20 protein-coding genes and 1 riboswitch are annotated in these 20,032 nt (G+C 57.0%); of the genes, 13 read left to right on the top strand and 7 right to left on the bottom strand.

The window, feature by feature from the left end:
* The first annotated feature begins 21 nt into the window (after positions 1-21).
* Positions 22-122: riboswitch (TPP riboswitch) on the top strand.
* 79 nt (positions 123-201) lie between these two features.
* From thiD to ACR0EN_RS08190, 11 genes are read left to right on the top strand one after another with little or no spacing between them, the layout of a single operon-like run.
* Positions 202-990, top strand: coding sequence for a bifunctional hydroxymethylpyrimidine kinase/phosphomethylpyrimidine kinase (gene thiD / locus ACR0EN_RS08240; RefSeq protein WP_480586142.1), 789 nt, complete (start codon positions 202-204; stop codon positions 988-990).
* Positions 987-2,015: an FAD-dependent oxidoreductase gene (locus ACR0EN_RS08235; protein ID WP_480586139.1), complete on the top strand. Its 1,029-nt coding sequence runs from the start codon at positions 987-989 to the stop codon at positions 2,013-2,015. Before thiD ends, ACR0EN_RS08235 begins: the two co-directional genes overlap by 4 nt.
* Positions 2,012-2,209: a sulfur carrier protein ThiS gene (gene thiS / locus ACR0EN_RS08230; RefSeq protein ID WP_170423083.1), complete on the top strand. Its 198-nt coding sequence runs from the start codon at positions 2,012-2,014 to the stop codon at positions 2,207-2,209. Before ACR0EN_RS08235 ends, thiS begins: the two co-directional genes overlap by 4 nt.
* A gap of 1 nt (position 2,210) precedes the next feature.
* Positions 2,211-2,981, top strand: coding sequence for a thiazole synthase (locus ACR0EN_RS08225; RefSeq protein WP_170423085.1), 771 nt, complete (start codon positions 2,211-2,213; stop codon positions 2,979-2,981).
* On the top strand, positions 2,978-3,574 hold the full coding sequence (locus ACR0EN_RS08220) for a thiamine phosphate synthase (protein ID WP_480586135.1): 597 nt from the start codon (positions 2,978-2,980) through the stop codon (positions 3,572-3,574). Before ACR0EN_RS08225 ends, ACR0EN_RS08220 begins: the two co-directional genes overlap by 4 nt.
* Positions 3,571-4,539 (top strand): HesA/MoeB/ThiF family protein, encoded by a 969-nt coding sequence (locus ACR0EN_RS08215; RefSeq protein ID WP_170596314.1) that lies wholly within the window; start codon positions 3,571-3,573, stop codon positions 4,537-4,539. Before ACR0EN_RS08220 ends, ACR0EN_RS08215 begins: the two co-directional genes overlap by 4 nt.
* 42 nt (positions 4,540-4,581) lie before the next feature.
* Positions 4,582-5,490 carry an ABC transporter substrate-binding protein gene (locus tag ACR0EN_RS08210; protein ID WP_480586471.1) on the top strand — a complete coding sequence of 303 codons (909 nt, stop codon included), beginning with the start codon at positions 4,582-4,584 and terminating at the stop codon, positions 5,488-5,490.
* The gene (gene tenA / locus ACR0EN_RS08205) at positions 5,487-6,158 is read left to right on the top strand and encodes a thiaminase II (protein ID WP_170407472.1); all 672 of its coding nucleotides are present in this window, start codon (positions 5,487-5,489) and stop codon (positions 6,156-6,158) included. Before ACR0EN_RS08210 ends, tenA begins: the two co-directional genes overlap by 4 nt.
* The gene (locus ACR0EN_RS08200; protein WP_170407469.1) at positions 6,155-6,880 is read left to right on the top strand and encodes an ABC transporter ATP-binding protein; all 726 of its coding nucleotides are present in this window, start codon (positions 6,155-6,157) and stop codon (positions 6,878-6,880) included. The genes tenA and ACR0EN_RS08200 overlap by 4 nt, the downstream gene beginning before the upstream one ends.
* Positions 6,877-7,530, top strand: coding sequence for a TenA family protein (locus ACR0EN_RS08195; RefSeq protein ID WP_480586132.1), 654 nt, complete (start codon positions 6,877-6,879; stop codon positions 7,528-7,530). The genes ACR0EN_RS08200 and ACR0EN_RS08195 overlap by 4 nt, the downstream gene beginning before the upstream one ends.
* Positions 7,527-8,270: an ABC transporter permease gene (locus ACR0EN_RS08190; RefSeq protein ID WP_480586129.1), complete on the top strand. Its 744-nt coding sequence runs from the start codon at positions 7,527-7,529 to the stop codon at positions 8,268-8,270. Before ACR0EN_RS08195 ends, ACR0EN_RS08190 begins: the two co-directional genes overlap by 4 nt.
* A gap of 258 nt (positions 8,271-8,528) precedes the next feature.
* Here ACR0EN_RS08190 and ACR0EN_RS08185 read toward each other — a convergent pair whose 3' ends face one another.
* From ACR0EN_RS08185 to ACR0EN_RS08175, 3 genes are all read right to left on the bottom strand, one after another.
* Positions 8,529-9,458, bottom strand: coding sequence for a glycosyltransferase (locus ACR0EN_RS08185; protein ID WP_170625835.1), 930 nt, complete (start codon positions 9,456-9,458; stop codon positions 8,529-8,531).
* On the bottom strand, positions 9,448-11,145 hold the full coding sequence (locus tag ACR0EN_RS08180) for an ABC transporter ATP-binding protein (RefSeq protein ID WP_480586126.1): 1,698 nt from the start codon (positions 11,143-11,145) through the stop codon (positions 9,448-9,450). Before ACR0EN_RS08180 ends, ACR0EN_RS08185 begins: the two co-directional genes overlap by 11 nt.
* Positions 11,146-11,333: 188 nt before the next feature.
* Complete coding sequence (locus ACR0EN_RS08175) at positions 11,334-12,017, bottom strand: DnaA N-terminal domain-containing protein (protein WP_170394163.1); 684 nt, start codon at positions 12,015-12,017, stop codon at positions 11,334-11,336.
* 470 nt (positions 12,018-12,487) lie between these two features.
* On the opposite strand from ACR0EN_RS08175, the gene ACR0EN_RS08170 reads away from it, so the two are divergent.
* Both ACR0EN_RS08170 and ACR0EN_RS08165 read left to right on the top strand, forming a co-directional pair.
* Entirely contained in the window at positions 12,488-13,795 is a 1,308-nt protein-coding gene (locus ACR0EN_RS08170) for an AAA family ATPase (RefSeq protein ID WP_480562138.1), read from the top strand.
* Positions 13,792-14,898, top strand: a complete 1,107-nt coding sequence (locus ACR0EN_RS08165; RefSeq protein WP_480586123.1) for a ParB/RepB/Spo0J family partition protein — start codon at positions 13,792-13,794, stop codon at positions 14,896-14,898. Before ACR0EN_RS08170 ends, ACR0EN_RS08165 begins: the two co-directional genes overlap by 4 nt.
* An 881-nt stretch (positions 14,899-15,779) precedes the next feature.
* Here the strand turns inward: ACR0EN_RS08165 and ACR0EN_RS08160 are convergent.
* Genes ACR0EN_RS08160 through ACR0EN_RS08145 form a run of 4 tightly spaced genes read right to left on the bottom strand, consistent with a single transcriptional unit; the run spans position 15,780 to position 20,031 of the window.
* On the bottom strand, positions 15,780-16,622 hold the full coding sequence (locus ACR0EN_RS08160; protein WP_170818246.1) for a fumarylacetoacetate hydrolase family protein: 843 nt from the start codon (positions 16,620-16,622) through the stop codon (positions 15,780-15,782).
* Between the two features lie 17 nt (positions 16,623-16,639).
* Positions 16,640-17,395, bottom strand: coding sequence for an SDR family oxidoreductase (locus ACR0EN_RS08155; protein ID WP_170611774.1), 756 nt, complete (start codon positions 17,393-17,395; stop codon positions 16,640-16,642).
* Positions 17,396-17,403: 8 nt separating this feature from the next.
* Positions 17,404-18,906 carry an aldehyde dehydrogenase (NADP(+)) gene (locus tag ACR0EN_RS08150; protein ID WP_480586120.1) on the bottom strand — a complete coding sequence of 501 codons (1,503 nt, stop codon included), beginning with the start codon at positions 18,904-18,906 and terminating at the stop codon, positions 17,404-17,406.
* A gap of 12 nt (positions 18,907-18,918) precedes the next feature.
* Positions 18,919-20,031 (bottom strand): fumarylacetoacetate hydrolase family protein, encoded by a 1,113-nt coding sequence (locus tag ACR0EN_RS08145; RefSeq protein WP_480586117.1) that lies wholly within the window; start codon positions 20,029-20,031, stop codon positions 18,919-18,921.
* Position 20,032 lies beyond the last annotated feature (1 nt).

The following is a 20,032-nucleotide window of genomic DNA, read 5'->3' as shown; positions in this document are numbered from 1 at the left end:
CTGATCTCATCAATAATCGGTAACCATCTGTTGGGGTGCCCCTCGGGGCTGAGATGCAGACATGCAAACCCATTGAACCTGACCCGGTTAGGACCGGCGGAGGAAACAGGCATACCGGGCGCCCCGTGTCACAACTCGTGTCACAACGCAGGCTACGGGTCTTTCCACGCACATCCTGACCATGACAATGAGGGATGTGCCATGGTTGCGACAGCATTGACGATTGCCGGTTCCGACAGCGGGGGCGGCGCGGGAATTCAGGCAGATCTTAAATCCTTCGGCGCAATGGGCGTGTTCGGTTGCAGCGTGGTGACCGCGATAACCGCGCAGAATACCTGTGACGTGACCGCAGTACATCCGGTACCCGACAATGTGGTCGCGGCTCAGATCAAGGCGGTCCTAGACGACATCCGCATAGACGCCATCAAGATCGGAATGCTGGGTACGCCATTATTGGTCGAAACAGTGGCCCGTGCATTGGAAGGTTTTTCCGGACCTGTCGTCCTCGACCCCGTCATGGTGGCGAAATCCGGGGTCGCCCTGCTTGAAGATCAAGCGATTGCCGCGCTGAAGCAGTATCTTCTGCCGCGCGCTGACCTGCTGACACCAAACCTGCCCGAGGCGGACAAGCTGCTGGGACAAACCCATAAGGGCGACAGTGCCGGACTGGTTGCGCCGTTGCTAGCGCTAGGTCCTAAGGCGGTTCTAATCAAGGGCGGCCACGCCGATGGCATTGAGTGCCTTGATGTGCTGGCAAAGTCAGGGTTCGTTGTCACGCTGGGGGCACCGCGGATCGCGACCCGCAACACGCATGGTACTGGCTGCAGTTATTCCGCAGCAATTGCGGGCTGCCTTGCGCGGGGCATGGATCTTGAGACTGCGGTGCGGCGGGCGCATGGCTGGCTGCACGCTGCAATAAAACGTGCCGACGGGTTGGAGATTGGACAAGGCCACGGCCCGGTGCATCATTTTCACGAGATGTGGGCATGAGCGCTGTCACCATACTGGGTGCAGGGGTTGCCGGGCTTTGCGTTGCAGCCGAGCTGGTGTCACGCGGTGTTTCCGTACGGATGATCGACCCGGCAGGTCCCGTGAATACGCATTCCTGCAGCTGGTGGGCCGGGGGCATGTTGGCACCGGAATGCGAGGGCGCTGTCGCCGAACAGCCCGTTGTGGAACACGGGCGCAAAGCAGCGGATTGGTGGCAAAAGCAGGGGGCGCAGTTCGGCCAGGATGTGATCCGGAACGGTACCATGGTTGTCGCTTTGGGTCGGGATCAGAGCGAGCTGGTGACATTTGCACGGCGCACCGAAGGTGTGGAATGGCTGGACCGTGAGGGCATCGCCCTCCATGAGCCACATCTGGCCGAGCAATTCGGCAAGGCGTTGTTCATCGCGAGTGAAGCGCATCTCAATCCCCGCCCGATGTTGACCGGGTTGCATGCGCAGCTGGTGGCCTCGGGCGTTGAGTTTCTGACCACAAGCGAAACGCTGGGTCAGGTCATCGACTGCCGTGGTCTGGCCGCGCAGGATCGGCTGAGCGATTTGCGCGGGGTAAAGGGTGAGATGCTCATCGTGCGCTGCCCGGACCTGTCGCTATCGCGTCCCGTGCGGCTGCTGCATCCTCGTTTCCCGCTCTACATCGTACCGCGCGGCGATGGCGTATTCATGTTGGGCGCAACCCAGATCGAAAGTGGGCAGCGCACCCGCGCAAACCTGCGATCCGTGATGGAACTAATGAATGCGGCCTATGCGCTGCACCCGGCATTTGGTGAGGCCGAGCTGCTGGAAATTGGCGTCGATGCCCGCCCGGCCTTCGCGGACAATCAGCCGCGCATCCGCCATTTCGAAGATCGCATCATGGTGAACGGGCTGTTCCGGCATGGCTATCTGCTTGCTCCGGCGTTGGCGGAGATGGCGGCAGATCTGGTGACCTGCGGCACGCAGCCCGCGCTTTGGTACGAGAACTGCGAAGGCACGAAAAGCGCGTATGAAACACCGGGGAGAACCACATGAAACTGATGGTGAATGGTGAGGTCACCGAGGCCAAGGGCCCCAGCCTTGCCGATCTTCTGATCGAACTTGGCAAAGGCAATGACAAACTGGCCACGGCGGTGAACGAGGTGTTCGTTCCGGCATCAACACGTGCGGCGCACATGCTTTCCGATGGGGACCGGATCGAGCTGGTTTCGCCGCAGCAGGGGGGCTGACATGCCGGAATTCTACGGCAAGGAAATAGCGTCGCGCCTGATGTTGGGCACCGCGCAGTATCCGTCGCCCGCAGTGCTCGCCGATGCGTTTCGACGTTCGGGCGCAGGCATTGCCACGGTGTCGCTGCGTCGCGAGGCGGGTGGTGAAAGGGCCGGGCAGGATTTCTGGTCTCTGATCCGTGATTTGGGTGTCGAGGTGTTGCCCAACACCGCCGGGTGCCACTCGGTACGTGAAGCTGTCACCACAGCGCAGATGGCGCGCGAGTTGTTTGAAACCAACTGGATCAAACTGGAAGTGATCGGCCATGCCGACACGCTGCAACCCGACCCGTTCGGCCTTGCAGAGGCGGCGCGCATTCTCGCCGACGAAGGGTTCGACGTCTTCCCCTATTGCACTGAAGACTTGGTGCTGTGTGAGAAACTGATCGAGGCTGGCTGTCGTGTGTTGATGCCTTGGGGGGCGCCGATCGGCACCGGACTGGGGCTGAACAACCTTTACGGCCTTCGCTCGGTACGGGCTCATTTTCCCGAGGTGCCTCTTGTGGTTGATGCAGGGCTGGGCCTGCCATCACAGGCGGCACAGGCCATCGAAATCGGCTATGATGCGGTGCTGCTGAACACGGCGGTCGCTAAGGCAGGTGATCCGGCGGCGATGGCCCAAGCGTTTGCCCGCGCGGTTGAAGCCGGTGCCTTGGCCTTCGGTGCCGATGCTATGGAACCGCGCGACATGGCCGCGCCCTCAACACCTGTTTTCGGAAAGGCCATGCTGTGACGCTGCCGTCGTTCTACCCGATATTCGATGACATCTCATGGCTGCGCCGAATGCTGCCGCTCGGAGTGCGGTTGGTGCAGCTGCGCATCAAGGAACATCCCCTGGATGCGGTGCGCGCGCAGTTGGCGGAGGCGCGGGATTTGTGCCGCGACCACGGCGCGCTGTTGGTGGTCAATGACTATTGGGAACTGGCGATTGAGCTTGGCTGCGACTGGGTGCATCTGGGGCAGGAAGATCTGGACACCGCTGATGTTGACGCGATCCGGGCCGCCGGGTTGAAACTTGGCGTCTCAACCCATGACGAAGCAGAGCTTAAGCGTGCGCTGGTTTTGCAGCCGGACTATGTGGCGCTTGGGCCGGTGTATCCGACCATCCTCAAGAAGATGAAGTGGCACCAGCAGGGTGTCGAAAAGCTGACCGACTGGAAGGCGCGGATCGGACCTATTCCGCTTGTGGCGATAGGTGGCATGTCGGTCGAGCGCGCGCCGGGTGCTTTCGCCGCCGGGGCCGACATCGTGTCCGCCGTGACCGACATCACCTTGAAGGACGACCCAGAGGCCCGTGTACGCGAATGGCTAAGGATCTGCCCATGAGCCGCTATGCCCGCCAGATTGCTGTACCTAGCTTTGGCGCGTCGGGGCAGGAAAGCCTGCGCACCGCGCATGTGCTGGTGATCGGCGCAGGAGGGCTTGCCGCACCGGTACTGCAATATCTGGCTGGGGCCGGTGTGGCCCGCATCCGCTTGGTTGATGCTGATAAGATAAGCCTGTCGAACCTGCACCGCCAAACGCTGTTCCGCGAACGCGACATTGGGCAGCCCAAAGTGCAGGTGGCAGCGCGTGAAATGATGGCGCTGAATGATGAGGTGCGGATCGAACCGGTCGAAACCCGCTTTGATCCGGCCAATGCCCAGCAACTTTGTCAGGACGTCGATCTGGTGCTGGATTGCGCCGACAGTTTTGCCGCCAGCTATGTGGCCTCGGATGTTTGCCTTGCTGCCGATTTGCCGCTGATCAGCGCCAGCGTGGTGGGCTCGGAGGGCTATGTCGGGGGCTTCTGCCACAAGGCTCCGGGTCTGCGCGCGCTGTTCCCGGATCTGCCTGCAAGGCTGGTTTCCTGTGACGCCGATGGCGTGCTTGGCCCGACGGTGGGTATGATCGGCAGTCTGCAAGCGCAGATCGCGGTTGCGGTGCTGAGCGGGGACCTTACGCCAATGGGGCGTCTGGTGACCTATGAGGCCACCAGCATGCGCTTTGGCGGTTTTCGCTTTGACGGCGCACCGGATCCTGCACCAGAGCCGGACTTCATAGCGCGCGAAATGCTTCGGGCCGACGATCTGGTAATCGACCTACGCGCCGCAGATGAAACTGGCCCGGAGCTGGCCGGGGCTCGGCGCCTCAGTGTCGATGAAATCGATCCGCGTGACCCCCTTTTGCAAAACAACAGACGCCTCATCCTTGCCTGCCGTTCCGGTCTTCGGGCCTGGCAGGCGGCGATGCGGATTTCCACGAAAAACGGGCCCGAAATCAAACTTCTGGCCCTAGGTGACAACAACTGAAACGAGGAAACCGAATTGAAACATTTTCTGACCGTAGCGGCGATGCTGATGGCTACACCGGCGCTGGCACAAGACAAGATGACTCTGCTGCTGGATTGGTTCGTGAACCCTGATCACGGTCCGATCATCGTGGCGCAGCAAAAGGGTTATTTCGCAGACCAGAATCTTGAGGTCGAGATTGTGCCGCCTGCTGATCCCTCGGCCCCACCGAAACTGGTGGCCGCTGGGCAGGGTGACATCGCCGTGAGCTACCAACCAAACCAGCACCTACAGGTAGCCGAAGGTCTGCCGCTGATGCGCGTAGGTACACTTGTGGCGACACCGCTCAGCTGTCTTCTGACACTAAAGGACGGCCCGATTCAAGAGATCAGCCAGCTAAAGGGCGGCAAGATCGGGTTCTCAGTTGCCGGCGTAGAAGAAGCGGTGCTGAGTGCCATGTTGGGCAAGCACGGCGTCGCGCTGGACGAGATCGAGATGATCAACGTCAACTTCTCGCTCAGCCCCTCGGTCATGTCCGGGCAGGTCGATGCGGTGATCGGTGCCTATCGCAATTTTGAGGTGAACCAGATGGAAATTGAAGGCGTCGAAGGCCGATGCTTCTATGTCGAAGAAGAAGGCGTGCCGACATATGACGAGCTGATCTATGTCGCCAACCCCGAGCTGATGGACAAGGACAAGGTGCGCCGCTTCCTGCGCGCCACCGAGCTGGCCACGCAATACATCGTCAACAACCCGGATGAAAGCTGGGAGGTTTTCAAAAGCTACGCGGAAGAGCTGGACGACGAGCTGAATGCAAAGGCCTGGGTCGACACCCTACCCCGCTTTGCCTTGCGTCCTGAGGCGCTGGACGAAGGCCGCTACATCCGCTTCGAGGAATTTCTGGCCAAAAGCGGCCTGGTCGAGGGCACCCGCCCGGTATCGAAAATCGCGGTCGATCTGGGGGCACAATGAACTACGGTACCTCATTTGAGGCGTGGCGAGCGGCGGCCGGGGAAACCTGGCCTGCCTATACCCGCCACGCATTCGTGCGGGGCATGGGTGATGGAACCCTCCCGCGCGCAGCGTTTCTGCACTATCTCAAGCAGGATTATGTCTTTCTGATCCATTTCGCCCGCGCTTGGGCGCTGGTGGTGACCAAGGCCGAGACCGTCGCGGATATGCGCCTCGCCGCGGGGACCGTGAATGCACTGATCAATGACGAGCTTGCCCTGCATATCGGCATCTGTGCCAAGGCTGGGATTTCCGAGGAAGAACTTATTGCAACGCAAGAGCGTCAGGCTAATCTTGCCTATACACGCTATGTGCTGGATGCCGGGCATTCAGGGGATATGCTTGATCTGCTGGCCACACTGGCCCCCTGCGTCATGGGCTATGGTGTGATCGGGGCGGAGCTTTCGGTGGCAAAGACCTCAGAAACCTATGCCGATTGGATCAACACTTATGGCGGGGAAGATTACCAGCAGGTCTGCTGCGATGTTGGCGCGCTGATCGATGGCGTAGTAGCGCGGCGCATCGGGGATGACCCGCAAAACTGCCCACGTTGGGCAAATCTTTGCGACCGCTTCCACAAGGCGACCGAGCTTGAGGTCGGCTTTTGGGGCATGGCATCGCAGCCATGAGCCCGGCCCCCGCCCTGTATCTGCGCGGATCACTGTCGATTGGCGACACATCCATCGCGCGCGGCATTGATCTGCGACTTGATGCAGGGCGTTGGACCTGTCTTCTGGGGGCCAGTGGTGTCGGCAAATCTACAGTGCTCAAGCTTCTGGCCGGACTGGGAGACCATGTTTCTTTGGACGGTGAAATCTGGGCCTCGGACTGTGGCGCGCTGGCCGGGCGGGTGGCCCTAATGGCGCAGAGTGATTTGTTGCTGCCTTGGCTATCAGCGCTCGACAATGTGGCAATAGGGGCACGATTGCGCGGCGAGACGCTTGACCGGGATCGAGCCGAGCACGTGCTGGAGCAAGTTGGGCTAGGCGCGCATCTAGACAAGAAACCGGGAGAGCTCTCCGGTGGGCAGAGACAGCGAGTGGCCTTGGCCCGAACCCTGATGGAAGACCGCCCCATTGTGCTGCTGGACGAACCTTTTTCCGCCCTTGATGCCCTGACTCGGGTGCATATGCAGGACCTCACCGCACAGCTGCTGAAGGGACGTACGGTGCTGCTTATCACCCATGACCCGGCCGAAGTGGCGCGGCTGGGGCAGAACATCATGATCATGACGCGCGACGGGCTGCACCCGGTCGAAACTCCAATGGGCAGCATCCCGCGCCCTGTTGATGATCCGGGCGTGCTGGGCATCCAGGCCGCGCTGCTTCAACAACTCAGGACGAACAGATGAGCGCAAGCGAAACTCTCAGGGCGCTGAACCAGGACGACTGGACAGCGGCCACGACACATGACTTTACCAATGCGCTGGCAACCGGAATGCTCGATCACGACAAAATGGCTGGCTATTTACAGCAGGATTACCTTTTCGTGGAAGGCTTTGTGCGGCTGCTGGCCTCAGCAGTGGCGCATGCACCCAACCTCGCCGATGCTGTGCCGGGCGCGCGCTTTCTGGGCCAGATCTGCGGGCCAGAGAACACGTACTTCCTGCGTGCATTAGACGCGCTGGACTTGCCCCAGGCAAGCGAAGCCGCACCCGAAACCCTGGCGTTTCAGGCCCTGATGGACGAAGCCCGCACATCCGGGCGCTACGAGCGGATGCTGGCGGTGTTGGTGGTCGCGGAATGGGTCTATCTGGATTGGGCCAGCCCGGTCGAAGCCCGCGCCGAAGATCTGCCGTTCTGGCTGGGGGAATGGATCACTCTGCACTCAGGCGACGGGTTCGAAAGTGTGGTCGCCTACCTACGTGGGCAATTGGACGCGATCTGGTCGACCCTTTCGGACCAGGCACAGGCCGAGGTCGCTGCAACCTTCGGCAAGGCCGTCGCCCTTGAGCGTGCCTTTTTCGATGCCGCATGGGCAGGCTTCCCGGTAGCCCGATGACAGGTTGGCGTGCGGGTATCGCCGCCACCGCAATGGCAGTAGCGCTTTGGCAACTGGTGGTTTGGGCCACCGGCTTGCCGCGTTTTATCTTGCCCCCGCCAGCGCTGGTTTCCGAAACCATTTGGAACAGCCGCAACCTTCTGCTGGAGCATGGGCTGGTCACCGCGACCGAAGTGCTGATCGGGCTGGCCCTTGGCGCAGTGCTGGGCGGGCTGTCGGCCATCGGCCTTGCCGCCTCACCGCTAGCACGCGCGCTGGTGCGACCGATTTTGGTGTTTTCCCAGACCATCCCCGTCTTTGCCCTCGCACCGATTCTGACCCTGTGGCTTGGCTTCGGGCTCGAAGCTAAGATCGCTATGGCTCTGCTGATCATTTATTTCCCGGTCACTTCGTCTTTCTTTGATGCACTAATGCGCAATAATCGAGACTGGCTGGATCTGGCTCGGGTCATGGGGGCGTCGCCCGCCCGAGTAATGTGGCACATCCGTATTCCATCTGCTCTGCCCGGATTTGCCAGCGGCCTGCGTCTGGCTGCTGTCTATGCTCCCATCGGTGCCGTCATCGGTGAATGGGTCGGAGCGTCGCGTGGGCTGGGATATCTGATGTTGTTGGCCAATGGCCGTGCCAAAACCGACCTGATGTTCGCCGCGCTGATTGTGTTGGCGGTACTTACCATCATCCTGCACGCAACGGTCAACGCCCTGTGCAATCGGTACCTGGATCAGCGTGATCAGATATGAACAAAGTACTGACCATCAGTATACGCGAACGCGGAGATCGAATTTAATCGTGCCACCAGCTGTGATGAAAGAGCTCAATGCTAGAGTACATTGATTTCCAGAGCGTCATGTTAAACAAAGCTAATTGGTCGAGCGGCGAACACAAAGTGTGCCGCAGTCACTTGTCCAAGAGTCCTACCGTAAGGATCAACTTGAATTAAGCCGAACCAGAACGCGTAGCGTCATGGTCTGAAGGTGGTTTATCATTGCCAGTGGCCACTACTTCCGCTGGTCAGGCCTCCGCAGCCAGAGAAGCCGAATGGTTTCCGTAATTTTTGCAACGCGGATCACATAGTGAACGCCCCACACACCAAAAGCCTGTTTGGTTGACAGATCCTGATTCCTCAGAAGGTTTTTCAACGTCTTGAAGGAAGGGATCAATTTCTGCAAAGGCGGGATGTAATTTACGATGCCGCGCTTGGCATTGCGGCGCAGCCTAGCACCCTCAATACGACGGGCTTTGGTGATGTGATCCCCAAGACTGTCGCGCGCCGGGTGACGGACGATGGCGTCTTCGGCAAACACAATCGCTTCGCCCGCAGATTGTGCACGATCATTCCATTCCATGTCCCCGCCGGACAACACCGTGTCGTTGAACCGACCGATGCGATCCATAAGCTCCCGCCGAACGATCAGATTGGCCGTAACCGCGCGCCCACGCTCCACCCATTTTTTTTGCTCTAATCCCAAATGAACATCATAGAGTTCGGTCGTCTTCCAATCCTGCCCGTTCGGGATCAGCACAACATTGCCACCAAAGCGATTAACCTCGGGGTGGTCTTCGGCTATTTTCAACCCGGCCTCTAGATAGAGTGGGTCAGGCTGACAATCGGAGTCGGTGAAAAACAGTAGCTCCGAGGCGGCTTCTTCGATTCCCCGGTTGCGCGCTGCGTATGAGCCGGGTTTTGCCTCACTTAGGATGCGGGCGTTGGCGGGCAGGCGAAACCCGTCTGGCATGGGGTCGGTCGGATCATTGTTGACTGCAAGTATCTCGAACTGGTTTGTGTTCAGTGTCTGAGAGGCGAGCCCATCCAGACAAAGCTGCAATTGGTCCCAGCTTTGATAGGTCGGGATGATCACTGACGCGCTCAGGGGCGAACGCGCCTGTGTAATGTCAGGCCGTTGGATCACGTCGGGATCATTCGGCATTGACGGCGTTCGAGTACTGATGGTCATACAGGGTTTTGAATGGCCCCGGTTTCTTCAGCAACTGTTGGGCGCTGCCCTGCTCAAGAACTTCACCAGCCTCAATCACGACGATCTTGTCCGCATGCATGATGGTTGAAAGCCTGTGAGCCACGATGATTGTCGTACGCCCTTCGGTCAGGCGGCCCAAGGCTTCCTGAACCAGATGTTCCGACCGCGAGTCCAGCGCACTAGTTGGTTCGTCCAACAGCAGGATCGGGCTGTCGCGCAGAAGCGCGCGCGCAATCGCAAGGCGCTGTTTTTGACCACCGGACAGGAAGGCACCATTTTCGCCAACCAGAGTGTCAAAGCCTTTCTCAAGCGACATGATGAAGTCATAGGCATTCGCGGCCTTGGCAGCCTCGATCACGTCGTCTTGCGAGGCACCCTCACGGCCAAATCGGATGTTGTCGGCGATTGAGGCCGAAAACAGAAACGTCTCTTGCCCGACGAACGACATGTTCTGGCGCAGTGATTTGAACGAGGCGTATTTGATATCCTGACCATCGATCGATACCGAGCCACTGGTCGGGTCATAGAGGCGCAGGGCCAAATTCAGAATGGTCGACTTGCCGCCGCCGGACAGACCAACGAGAGCGGTGGTTTGTCCGGCTTCGAATGTAAGCGAAAGACCCTTCAGAATCGGATCGCTGCGGCGATACCCGAATGTAACGTCGTCAAACACGACCTCTCGCGGGCCGTCGGGCAGGCTTTTGGGATTGGCCTCTTCCGGTAGGGTATCCGGCTCGTCCAACATATTGAACAGCATTTGCACCCGGCGCAGACCCAGCTCCATTTTAACCCGCACTTTGGTCAAGCGCTTCGCGGGCTCATAAGCCATCATCACAGCTGTCACGAATGACATCAGTTCACCCGGAGTGGACGCTGCAGCGCCAAACAGCTTGCCAGCGCTCAATCCGATGACCGAGGCGATTGCAAAACCGGCCAATATATCCGTCAACGGGCTCGTCGCAGCTTGCAGACGCGCAAGCTTGTTGCGGCGCTTCTCAACGCTTTTCACCGCCGAATTCATCTCGAGGGCCATGCGTTCCTCCAGCCCGAAGGACTTAACCACGCGAATACCTGCCGAGGTTTCCTGAATGACCTTCATGATCGTTCCCATCCCCTGCAGTTCCATATCAGCAATCTCTCGAACTTTGCGGAGAAGCTTCCGAACGCCTAGAATCGCCAAAGGGCCGACGATCAGGGTAAAGAGCGACAAGATTGGCTGCTGATAGAACATCACGGCGAGCAATCCGATCAGGGTGAGCATGTCACGAACAGCGGTAGTAACCATGATCTCGATCACAGTGCGCGCAGCAAGGGCCGTTTGCGTCACCTTCAACAACAGATCCGAGCTTTCGGTCAAATTGAAGAATGACACCCCTTGCCGCAAAAGCTTGTCGTAAAGCTTGATCTGCTGTTTCGAGACAATCCGGTTCCCAGCACGTGTAAGGGCCACAATCTGGACGTAGGTTGCAATGCCTTTGACCAGGAAAATCGTGAACACGGTCATCGAAACGCCAAAAATCTTGGCTGAGTTTTCACTGTCAAACAGCGAATCCACCACATCACGCATGATAAAGGCGATACCTGCTGTGGTTGCCGCAACAAATACCATCGCGATGATCGCGATCGTATAAGGGACCATTTGCTCGCGCATATTTTCGGAGAGCAGTCGCCACAGGACGGAATCACTCAATACGGCCGCAAATTTTGATTTGATCTTTTGCAATGCACATGTCCACTGTGATCAGGATCGAGCTATGTCACATCTGACGCGCTCATAAACAGTTTCCGCTAGATAGTCGCCTGTTGCCAGTTGAGCAAGCCCGCGCCCTATTCTGCCGCTTCAATGCGGATTGTTCGAACCGAAGGGTCTACACGCGAATAAGCGGCCAAAACCCTCCCCGACCATTTCTGTGCGATGTAATCCGCCATGAAACGCGTTGGTGCAATCAGAGTCGCCAGGCCCCCTGCCCTTTCGGCTTCGTTCAGATGCTTGAACCAACTGGACCAAAGTTCTGGGTCACGCTCATGTAGGATCGATTGAACCTGTGCCCAAACGTCTTCACCCTGTGGGGGCGGGATCGATGGCTTTGACTGAAATGGCACAACATTGGTATCGCGCTCTGGCTTCTGCTGCATTCGTTCTTGGAAATCCGTCCCGATGACGGGCCAGGTTTCCATTGTGTCCAGCATGATCTGCTTGAGGTCGAGTTCATAAACCGCAACCCGACCCCGAGCGGCGGGTCGTTTGACCGCAATCCAGCCTGCGCTGCGCAGCTTAGCCATCTCACGTTTAACTGTGCGTTCGTTCACGGACCACAACCGAGCGATCTCTTCCCGACCAATCGACAGTTCATTGGAGCGCCAGTTATAGCGCGTGGTAATTAATGTCATGATGCGAAGAACACTGCGATGACGATGCTTGTCACCTGATAAGGCGTGAACGGCGAGCGCCGACAAGATATCGTACTTCAGTGCAGGCGCATTTCGCCCGACCGGTTTCGCAACCTGCATCCGTTTCCTCACCGCTCTTTTTTGCCTCATGCGGGTTGATCCCGCCGTAATCGCGCCGTTTCCCAACGCTTTTCGTGATTGTTCACTGATTAGCGTCCAATACTTCGATTCTGTCAAGAGTTCGTTGAGATCACGCTATTTGGTAGCTGCTATTCGCTATCAAAAAATAATAGAAATAGGTGAATTTATGGTGATGGGGGACATACTGGGTGTCCCCTTATCGAGCAATAATGTCCCCCTATATGCCGTATTTGCTTGAGTTGTGTCCCCCTAAATCTGGTAGGATATCCGAAGTCAGGAGGATCGCAGAAAGAAGCAGCGTTCCGAATCGGTCAGCACTAGATACGGCCATATTTTCTTACCCGTGGGTAACATCACAACCTTACAATAATTTCTTTTGCCAAATATGCAAATCGGGCGTAAATAACAAAAGAGAGAAAAATAACGTCCAGAAGAATGAGAACTGAGGCATGTACACGCACGAAGACCTGAATGCATTGCGCACCCAGTCCCTGAAATTGCAGGGCTGGATTCGCCAGCAGACTTTCAGCCCTGAGATGGAGAAGACGCTAAGGCGGTTCTCAAGCTGGGAGGTGTCTGAGCTGATCTTTAAGGTGAACCAATCGACTTTCCGAGGAAAGCTGGCTGCCGATCCTTCATTGCCGGGAGGCGAGGTCGAGCCTGATGGGCGGCAGCGTTGGTTTAGTCTGGAAGAGGTAAATGAGCTCAGGCGGCGGCTTAGGGTTAATCGCAAAGCGCTCACTCCCCCACGCCCTGCGGGCAAGCGGGCGGTTCGGGCCGCTGTTGCCAATTTCAAAGGGGGGGCTGGCAAGTCGACCGTGGCGTTGCATCTTGCGCACGCCGCTGCTCTGGACGGCTACCGAGTATTAGTGGTGGATTTTGACCCTCAGGCGACGCTCAGCCATTCGATGGGTCTGACCGATGTCGCTGAAGATTTCACCGTCTGGGGTATCATGGCGCGGGATCTGATCCGTGAAACCGAGCGCATGAATAACCGCCCTGCGGCTGCGGAGTCAGGAACCGCCCTGCCCCGCCGAGAGTTACCACCTTCCATCACGGATATGGGCCTCGGCGAACTGCGCATTTCTGATTTTATCAAGCAGACCTCATGGTCAACGATTGATGCGATCCCTTCTTGCGCCAATGCTGCTTTCGTCGAATTCGCATCAGCACAATATCGGCACCTGAATCCTGAGTGGTCTTTTTTTGCAGCTGTGTCTCGCTATCTGGATCAAATACCGAATGATGCTTATGACCTGATCCTGTTCGATTGCCCGCCTGCGATAGGATACCAATCGATGAATGCGGTGTTCGCAGCAGACATGTTGTATATCCCGTCGGGGCCCGGATACTGGGAATACGATTCAACCACCTCATTCATTGGACAGTTGGCTGAAGCCCTCGAAGATCTGGCCTATGGTTTCGACAAGACCTTACCCACGGGTAAGATTGGTTTACCCAAGACATTCTGCGAAATTCGGTTTTTGCTTACACGCTACGAACCGGGGAATGCACTGCACACAGCGATGTATGACGCATTCCGCAAAGTCTTTGGTGAGCACCTTGCCGAGCACCCGGTCGAGATGACGCGTGCGGTCGAGCAATCTGGTCGGTTCCTGAGTTCAGTTTATGAGATGGATTACCGTGAGATGACGAGGGAAACTTGGCGTCGCGCGCGTTCGACATTTGATAATGTTTATGATGAATTCCGGGGCGTCATGCTATCGGCCTGGGACAAGCTGGAGGATGACGTATGAGCCGAAAACGCAGAATGTTCGATATCGATATGCCAGCGATGGAAGAAATCCCGGTTGGCAAGGTTCCGGATAAAGCGCTTGAGAAAAGGCGCGGACCAATGGCTACTGCAATCTCCGAGAACGCTAATGCGCTACGCGACCAGCAAACTACCGAAGATGCAATCAGAGTCGAAAATGACAGGTTAGCGCACGAGCTTGTACGACTACGTTCAGAAGGGTATGTTACTGAACAGATCGCATTGGCGGATGTTGTTACCGAGCGCCTGACGCGCGACCGCAAGCCTGGCCCTGATCCTGAGTTGGATGAGTTGAAGGCTTCTATTCAGGATGTGGGTCTTTCGAACCCGATCCGGGTCGAGCGTCGCAACGATGGACGCTTTGAGTTAATTCAAGGAATGCGCAGATTATCGGCATTTCGCGCATTACTTGAGGAAACTGGCGACGCGCGATTTGCGACGATTCCGGCCGGTGTTTCTGACGTTGCAGAGCTGGATGATAGCTATCGTCGCATGGTCGATGAAAACCTGATCCGAAAGGATATCTCGTTTGCGGAAATGGGCGCGCTTGCGCGTGCCTATGCGCAAGACCCCGCCAATGATTGTCCGGATGTCGACAAAGCGGTTTCAACCTTGTTTAAATCTGCAAGCTATACCAAGCGCAGCTATATACGGGCGTTTGCGAGTTTGCTGGCCATGTTGGAAAAGGTTCTTATGCACCCAAACGACATTCCACGGAATGTGGGCGTTGATCTCAAACGAAAGCTCGACTCTGATCCTGGATTGATCCGACAAGTCAGTGCGGCTTTGGTGAGTGAACCAAATCGCGACAGCGTGCGCGAAGTGGCCATTCTTCGCGATTTTCTCACAATCGAAAATGCGACCGCCGCTAAGCCAAAGGCTGAAGCCGTAGGTAAACCACGCCGCGCGAAGACAACGTTTCAGGTAAGGGGCAGGGCAGGGATTGCAAAATGTTCTGCATCCAGCGGAAGGATCGAACTTCGCTATGATCTCGACTTTACCCGTGTCGATAGGGCTAAATTAGAACGTGCTGTGGCCACTTTGATCGAGGATCTGCGAGAAGAAGACGATCTTACCCACGGGTAAGACGGGCTTAGCGAGATAGATCCGAAGCGCGGCGCTGGTTAATTTCAGCGCCGTTTTTTTTGCATAAAAAGACCAATCGTGTAATACGGTACCCTGGGAGACCATCTAAACGCTTAGCTTTTACCGCCCGGCCTCAGATTCTTGTTTTGTAGTTCGGGCAGGTACGTTCCGAGCAGAGTTGACGAATACAAGTTCAGGCCATCAGTAGAAGGTTTCTTAACGTATTGATATGGAACTAGGGCAGATAATCTACAATTTATGTAGTTAGTCGCGGCTGAACAGATACACAGTTTTCGCGGCAGGGCAGGGACGACGCCATCGCTTCTATCTTCGAGCGCCCCGGCACTACATTTCAACGGGAAGACCAACATAGCGTACCGAAACATATTCGAGGCGCGTGAGCATATAACGGATTGGCCGTGAGCACCTATCAATGATGGATATGATTGCGCTGTGGCTTGCCAAAGAAAGGGCGGCGATGGGTTGAATGATTGACTGAGTAGAAGGTCATTTGGGCGTAGTGTGCAAAATACTTTAATAAGTATTATTAAGAGCTGTATCGGTCTGCTCACCTTAATGCGAAGGCGCCCCATCTAGCCGGCTTAGGGGCCTGCTGAATCGTGATTTAAGGACAGGCTTTGTTAAAGCTTGCTAAAAAACAATGACTCTTCTCAGTATTGAAACGCCCGAAGCAAACAGAAAGATGTTCGGTAACCTGATCCGATACTACAAATACCGGATTAATCGCGCGAGAAGCGCCTATAAGAATATATACTGGCCTGATAGATAATCAGTATACGGGCGGCGTTATCTGAGACAAAACCTTCTCGCTTACTTTTGTTGCTTCAAGGCTACATATGGCATTCGCCAACAGCGCGCTCTCATCCCTGGATGACGTTCTGACGTTGCGTGCCCAGACCCTGAATACCAAGCTCCATTTTGTCGCCGGGATTCAAGTAGGTCTGCGGGTTCTGTCCCATACCAACACCCGGGGGTGTGCCTGTAGAAATTACGTCACCGGGTTGCAAAGACATAAATTGCGACAGATGCGAGATGACCGTCGCTACGCCAAAATGCATCGTTTTGGTTGATCCGTCCTGATATCGGTGCCCGTTTACCTCAAGATACATCGGAAGGTTTTGCGGGTCGGGGACTTCGTCTCGTGTTACCAGCCAGGGGCCAATTGGGCCGAACGTGTCCGCAGACTTTCCTTTGACCCATTGGCCAGAGCGATGAAGCTGAAAGTCACGTTCTGACAAATCGTTCACTACGCAGTAGCCGGCGACGTGGTCTATGGCTTCCGCCTCAGAGACATATTTGGCCTCTTTGCCGATAACGACGCCCAGCTCAACTTCCCAATCGGTTTTGACCGATCCGCGCGGGATTTCTACGGTATCGTCGGGGCCGGCGATGGCCGAGGTGGCTTTGAAGAAGATCACGGGCTCAGCAGGCAAATCCATGCCGCTTTCTGCTGCGTGATCGGCATAATTCAGGCCAATGCATATGAACTTTCCAACATTGCCAACGCAAGGACCGATGCGCGGGTTGCCGTCTACCAATGGCAGGCTGGCCAAATCTAGTGCGCGGAGCTTTTCAAGAACGACATCGCCAAGAGTATCGCCCGAGATATCATCCACCACACCGGAAAGGTCGCGAACCGAGCCGTCTGAGGCCAAAATGCCGGGTTTCTCAGCGCCCTTCGGGCCATAGCGTAGTAGTTTCATTGTCAGGTCCTTCCTGCTCAGATCGTCCAGCCGCCATCTATGGCAAAGGGCTGGCCCGAAGTGTATTTGCTGGCATCACTGGCCAAATACAGAGCCAGTTCAGCGATCTCTTCCGCTGTGCCAATACGGCCCATCGGTTGGCGGGCGATGAAATCAGTCATTGCCTGCTCATAATCCCCGGTGGTGCGAAGCCGGTCATGCAGGCTGGGGCTGTCCACCGTACCTGGACAAATCGCGTTGCACCGAATGCCCTGGGTCACAAAATCGGATGCCACAGACTTGGTCAGGCCAATCACCGCTGCTTTTGACGCGCAATACGCAAATCGGTTGGGCACGCCTTTCATGGACGATGCGACCGACGACATATTGATGATCGATCCTCCGCCTGCTTTCAGCATTCCGGGTAGAGTCAGTTGGATCAGTCTGAACATGGCCTTTACGTTGAGGTCAAAGCTGAAATCCCAATCCTTTTCAGTGCATTCAAGAATTGATCCCCCCGCTACATAACCTGCGCAGTTAAACAGAATGTCCAGTTGCGGCAGATTGACCGCTGCATCTGTAACGGCCTTATCGTCCATTACGTCCAGTTGCAGCGGTTCGATACCCGGAATACCGCCCAATTCGGCAAGCGCAGCATCGTTGATGTCGCTGGCTATCACCCGTGCGCCTTCGGCAGCGAACAATTCGGCGGTTGCACGGCCAATGCCTTGGCCAGCTGCTGTGATGAGAGCGGTCTTATCTGCAAGCCGGTTGGATGGGTTGATTGTCGACATAAACAACCTCACAATTTCTCGGGTAGAAGCTCGGATGGGATGTCCTGATAACAAACCGGCCGCAGGAAACGGCGGATCGACAGTGTTCCCACGGATGTAGCGCCAAAGTTGGTTGAGGCGGGGTAGGGGCCTCCGTGAACCATGCTGTCGCAAACTTCGACCCCGGTCGGAAAGCTGTTGGCCAACAATCGCCCAGCCTTTCGTTCAAGCAGCGGCAGCAGTGCCTGAGCGTCCGCTTTGTCACCTGCGTCCAGATGCAGTGTGCAGGTCAGTTGCCCTTCGATGGTCCGGGCAATCCGTTGCATCTGAGCGCGGTCTTTCACACGCACGATGATGCCTAATGGGCCGAAAACCTCTTCTTGCAGCTTCCGATTGGCCAGCCAGTCATCACCAGAAACAGTGAACAGGTAAGGGGCCGCATCGCGTGACTTGCAGCTTTTGCCCATAATCTTCGATACACCGGTACCAGCAGCTACACGCGAAACTCCGTTTCGGTATGCCTCCGCAATTCCATCGGTCAGCATTGTCTGCTCGGCCACCGAAGACAGGCCAGCCTCTGCCGCTACTTGAAACGCGTCAGCATCCGGACCTTCGATGATCACGGCGATACCGGGATTGGTGCAGAACTGTCCAGCGCCCATGGTTAGGGACGCGGCCCAGCCATTGCCGATTTCAGCACCGCGCGCGGCCGCCGCTTGCGGCAGTATGAACATCGGATTGACTGAACCCAGTTCGCCAAAAAACGGAATGGGTTCATCGCGTTGCGCGCATAAATCGAACAGCGCCCGTCCACCTCCGAGGCTGCCCGTAAAGCCAACCGCCCGGATCAAGGGATGTTGCACCAATCGCGTGCCCACATCCCGTTTGCCACCCTGTACCAATGAAAACACTCCGGGATGAATTCCTGTCGCTTTGATGGCGGCGTCGATTGCCTGGGCGACAATTTCGCCAGTGCCGGGATGGGCCGAATGGCCTTTGACAACGACAGGGCATCCTGCGGCTAATGCTGCGGCTGTATCACCCCCTGCGACTGAGAAGGCCAATGGGAAGTTCGAAGCGCCGAACACCGCAACAGGACCCAGCGGGCGCTGTATCATGCGCAGGTCGGGGCGGGGTAGGGGTGCACGATCCGGCATGGCCGGGTCATGGCGCATGTCCAGATAATCGCCCGCTTCGATGTGATCGGCGAATAGGCGCAGCTGGCCGACGGTACGGCCACGTTCCCCTTGCAGGCGTGCCTCGGGCAAGCCGGTTTCCTGAGTGCCGATTTCGGTGATGGCATCCTCGCGGGCATCAATCTCATCTGCGATCTTGCGCAACAGCGCGGCGCGTTCGATACGAGATGACCACCCGAAAGTGGCAAATGCCGACTCTGCTGCCTCCACTGCGTTATCAATTATCGCCGCTGTCCCCACAGAAAAGTCATGGCTTGGTCCATGCGCTGGTTCCGACGCAAAAGTGGTGTCTGCGCCGATCCATTCGCCAGCTATCAGGTGTTTTCCGGTCAACATATTCGTTCTCTCTTACAGCAGGCCGCGATGGGCGAGGTTTCGCATCAGGTGTGATGCCCCAAAGGACCATTCGGGGCATTCCGTCGACAGGCGCACGGTGTTTGTCAGCGCTCCAAGGCGCGTATTGGAGATAGTGACGACATCGCCAATTTTGTGAGTGAACCCACCGCCAGGTGTGTCACGGTCTTGGGTCGGGGCGAACAGAGTGCCAAGGAAAAGCATCAGCCCATCAGGATATTGGTGATGGCGCCCGATAGTCTGCTTCACAAGGTCTGCAGGATCGCGACTGATCTGGGACATAGATGAGCTTCCGTTCAGCACAAATCCATCCGATCCGGTCACGGTCAGCGCAAGTTCAGCCTGGCGTATATCGTCCAGTGTGAACCCATCATCGAACAACCGGATCATCGGTCCGATCGCGCAAGAGGCATTGTTGTCCTTTGCTTTGCTCAGCAATAAAGCCGAACGACCTTCAACGTCACGCAGGTTGAGGTCGTTCCCCAGCGTAGCGCCCTTAATCTCGCCCTTAGAAGTAACGGCCAGAACGACTTCGGGCTCGGGGTTGTTCCAGGTCGAAATCGGGTGAAGACCGATTTCTGAACCAAACCCGACCGAAGACAAAACTTGTGCTTTGGAGAACACCTCGGCATCGGGGCCGATCCCGACTTCAAGGTACTGACTCCAGAGGCCTTCGGCGATTAATGCTTCTTTGACATCTGCGGCGGCGTCTGATCCTGGCACGATGTTCGAAAGGCTGTCGCCGATCCGGTCTCCGATGCGCGCCCGGATCGCGTCGGCTTTAGCGGGATCACCGGCGGCTTGTTCCTCGATTACGCGTTCGACCATGGACCCGGCAAATGTGACACCACAGGCCTTGACCGCCTGCAGGTCACACGGGGCCAGCCATTGGTGGTCGGCGTCCAAAGGGCCGATATCTTCACCTTGGGCGTTGCGCACATGATCTGCTTCATCGTCGCGTTCCAGAATGTCCCTGACAGTTGGTGCCGTTTTTGACGTGATATCGATAATCCGCCCTTTGCGCAGGGTCACCACGCTGGGGCCGATTCCGCTGCGCTCAATACGGCCGAGCCACAGCCCGTTCGAATCCAATGTACCTATGGTCATT

This window comes from Ruegeria sp. AB7 (assembly GCF_056542625.1).
The sequence above is the reverse complement of the archived record's forward strand: the minus strand, read 5'-3'. Positions and strand labels throughout refer to the sequence as shown.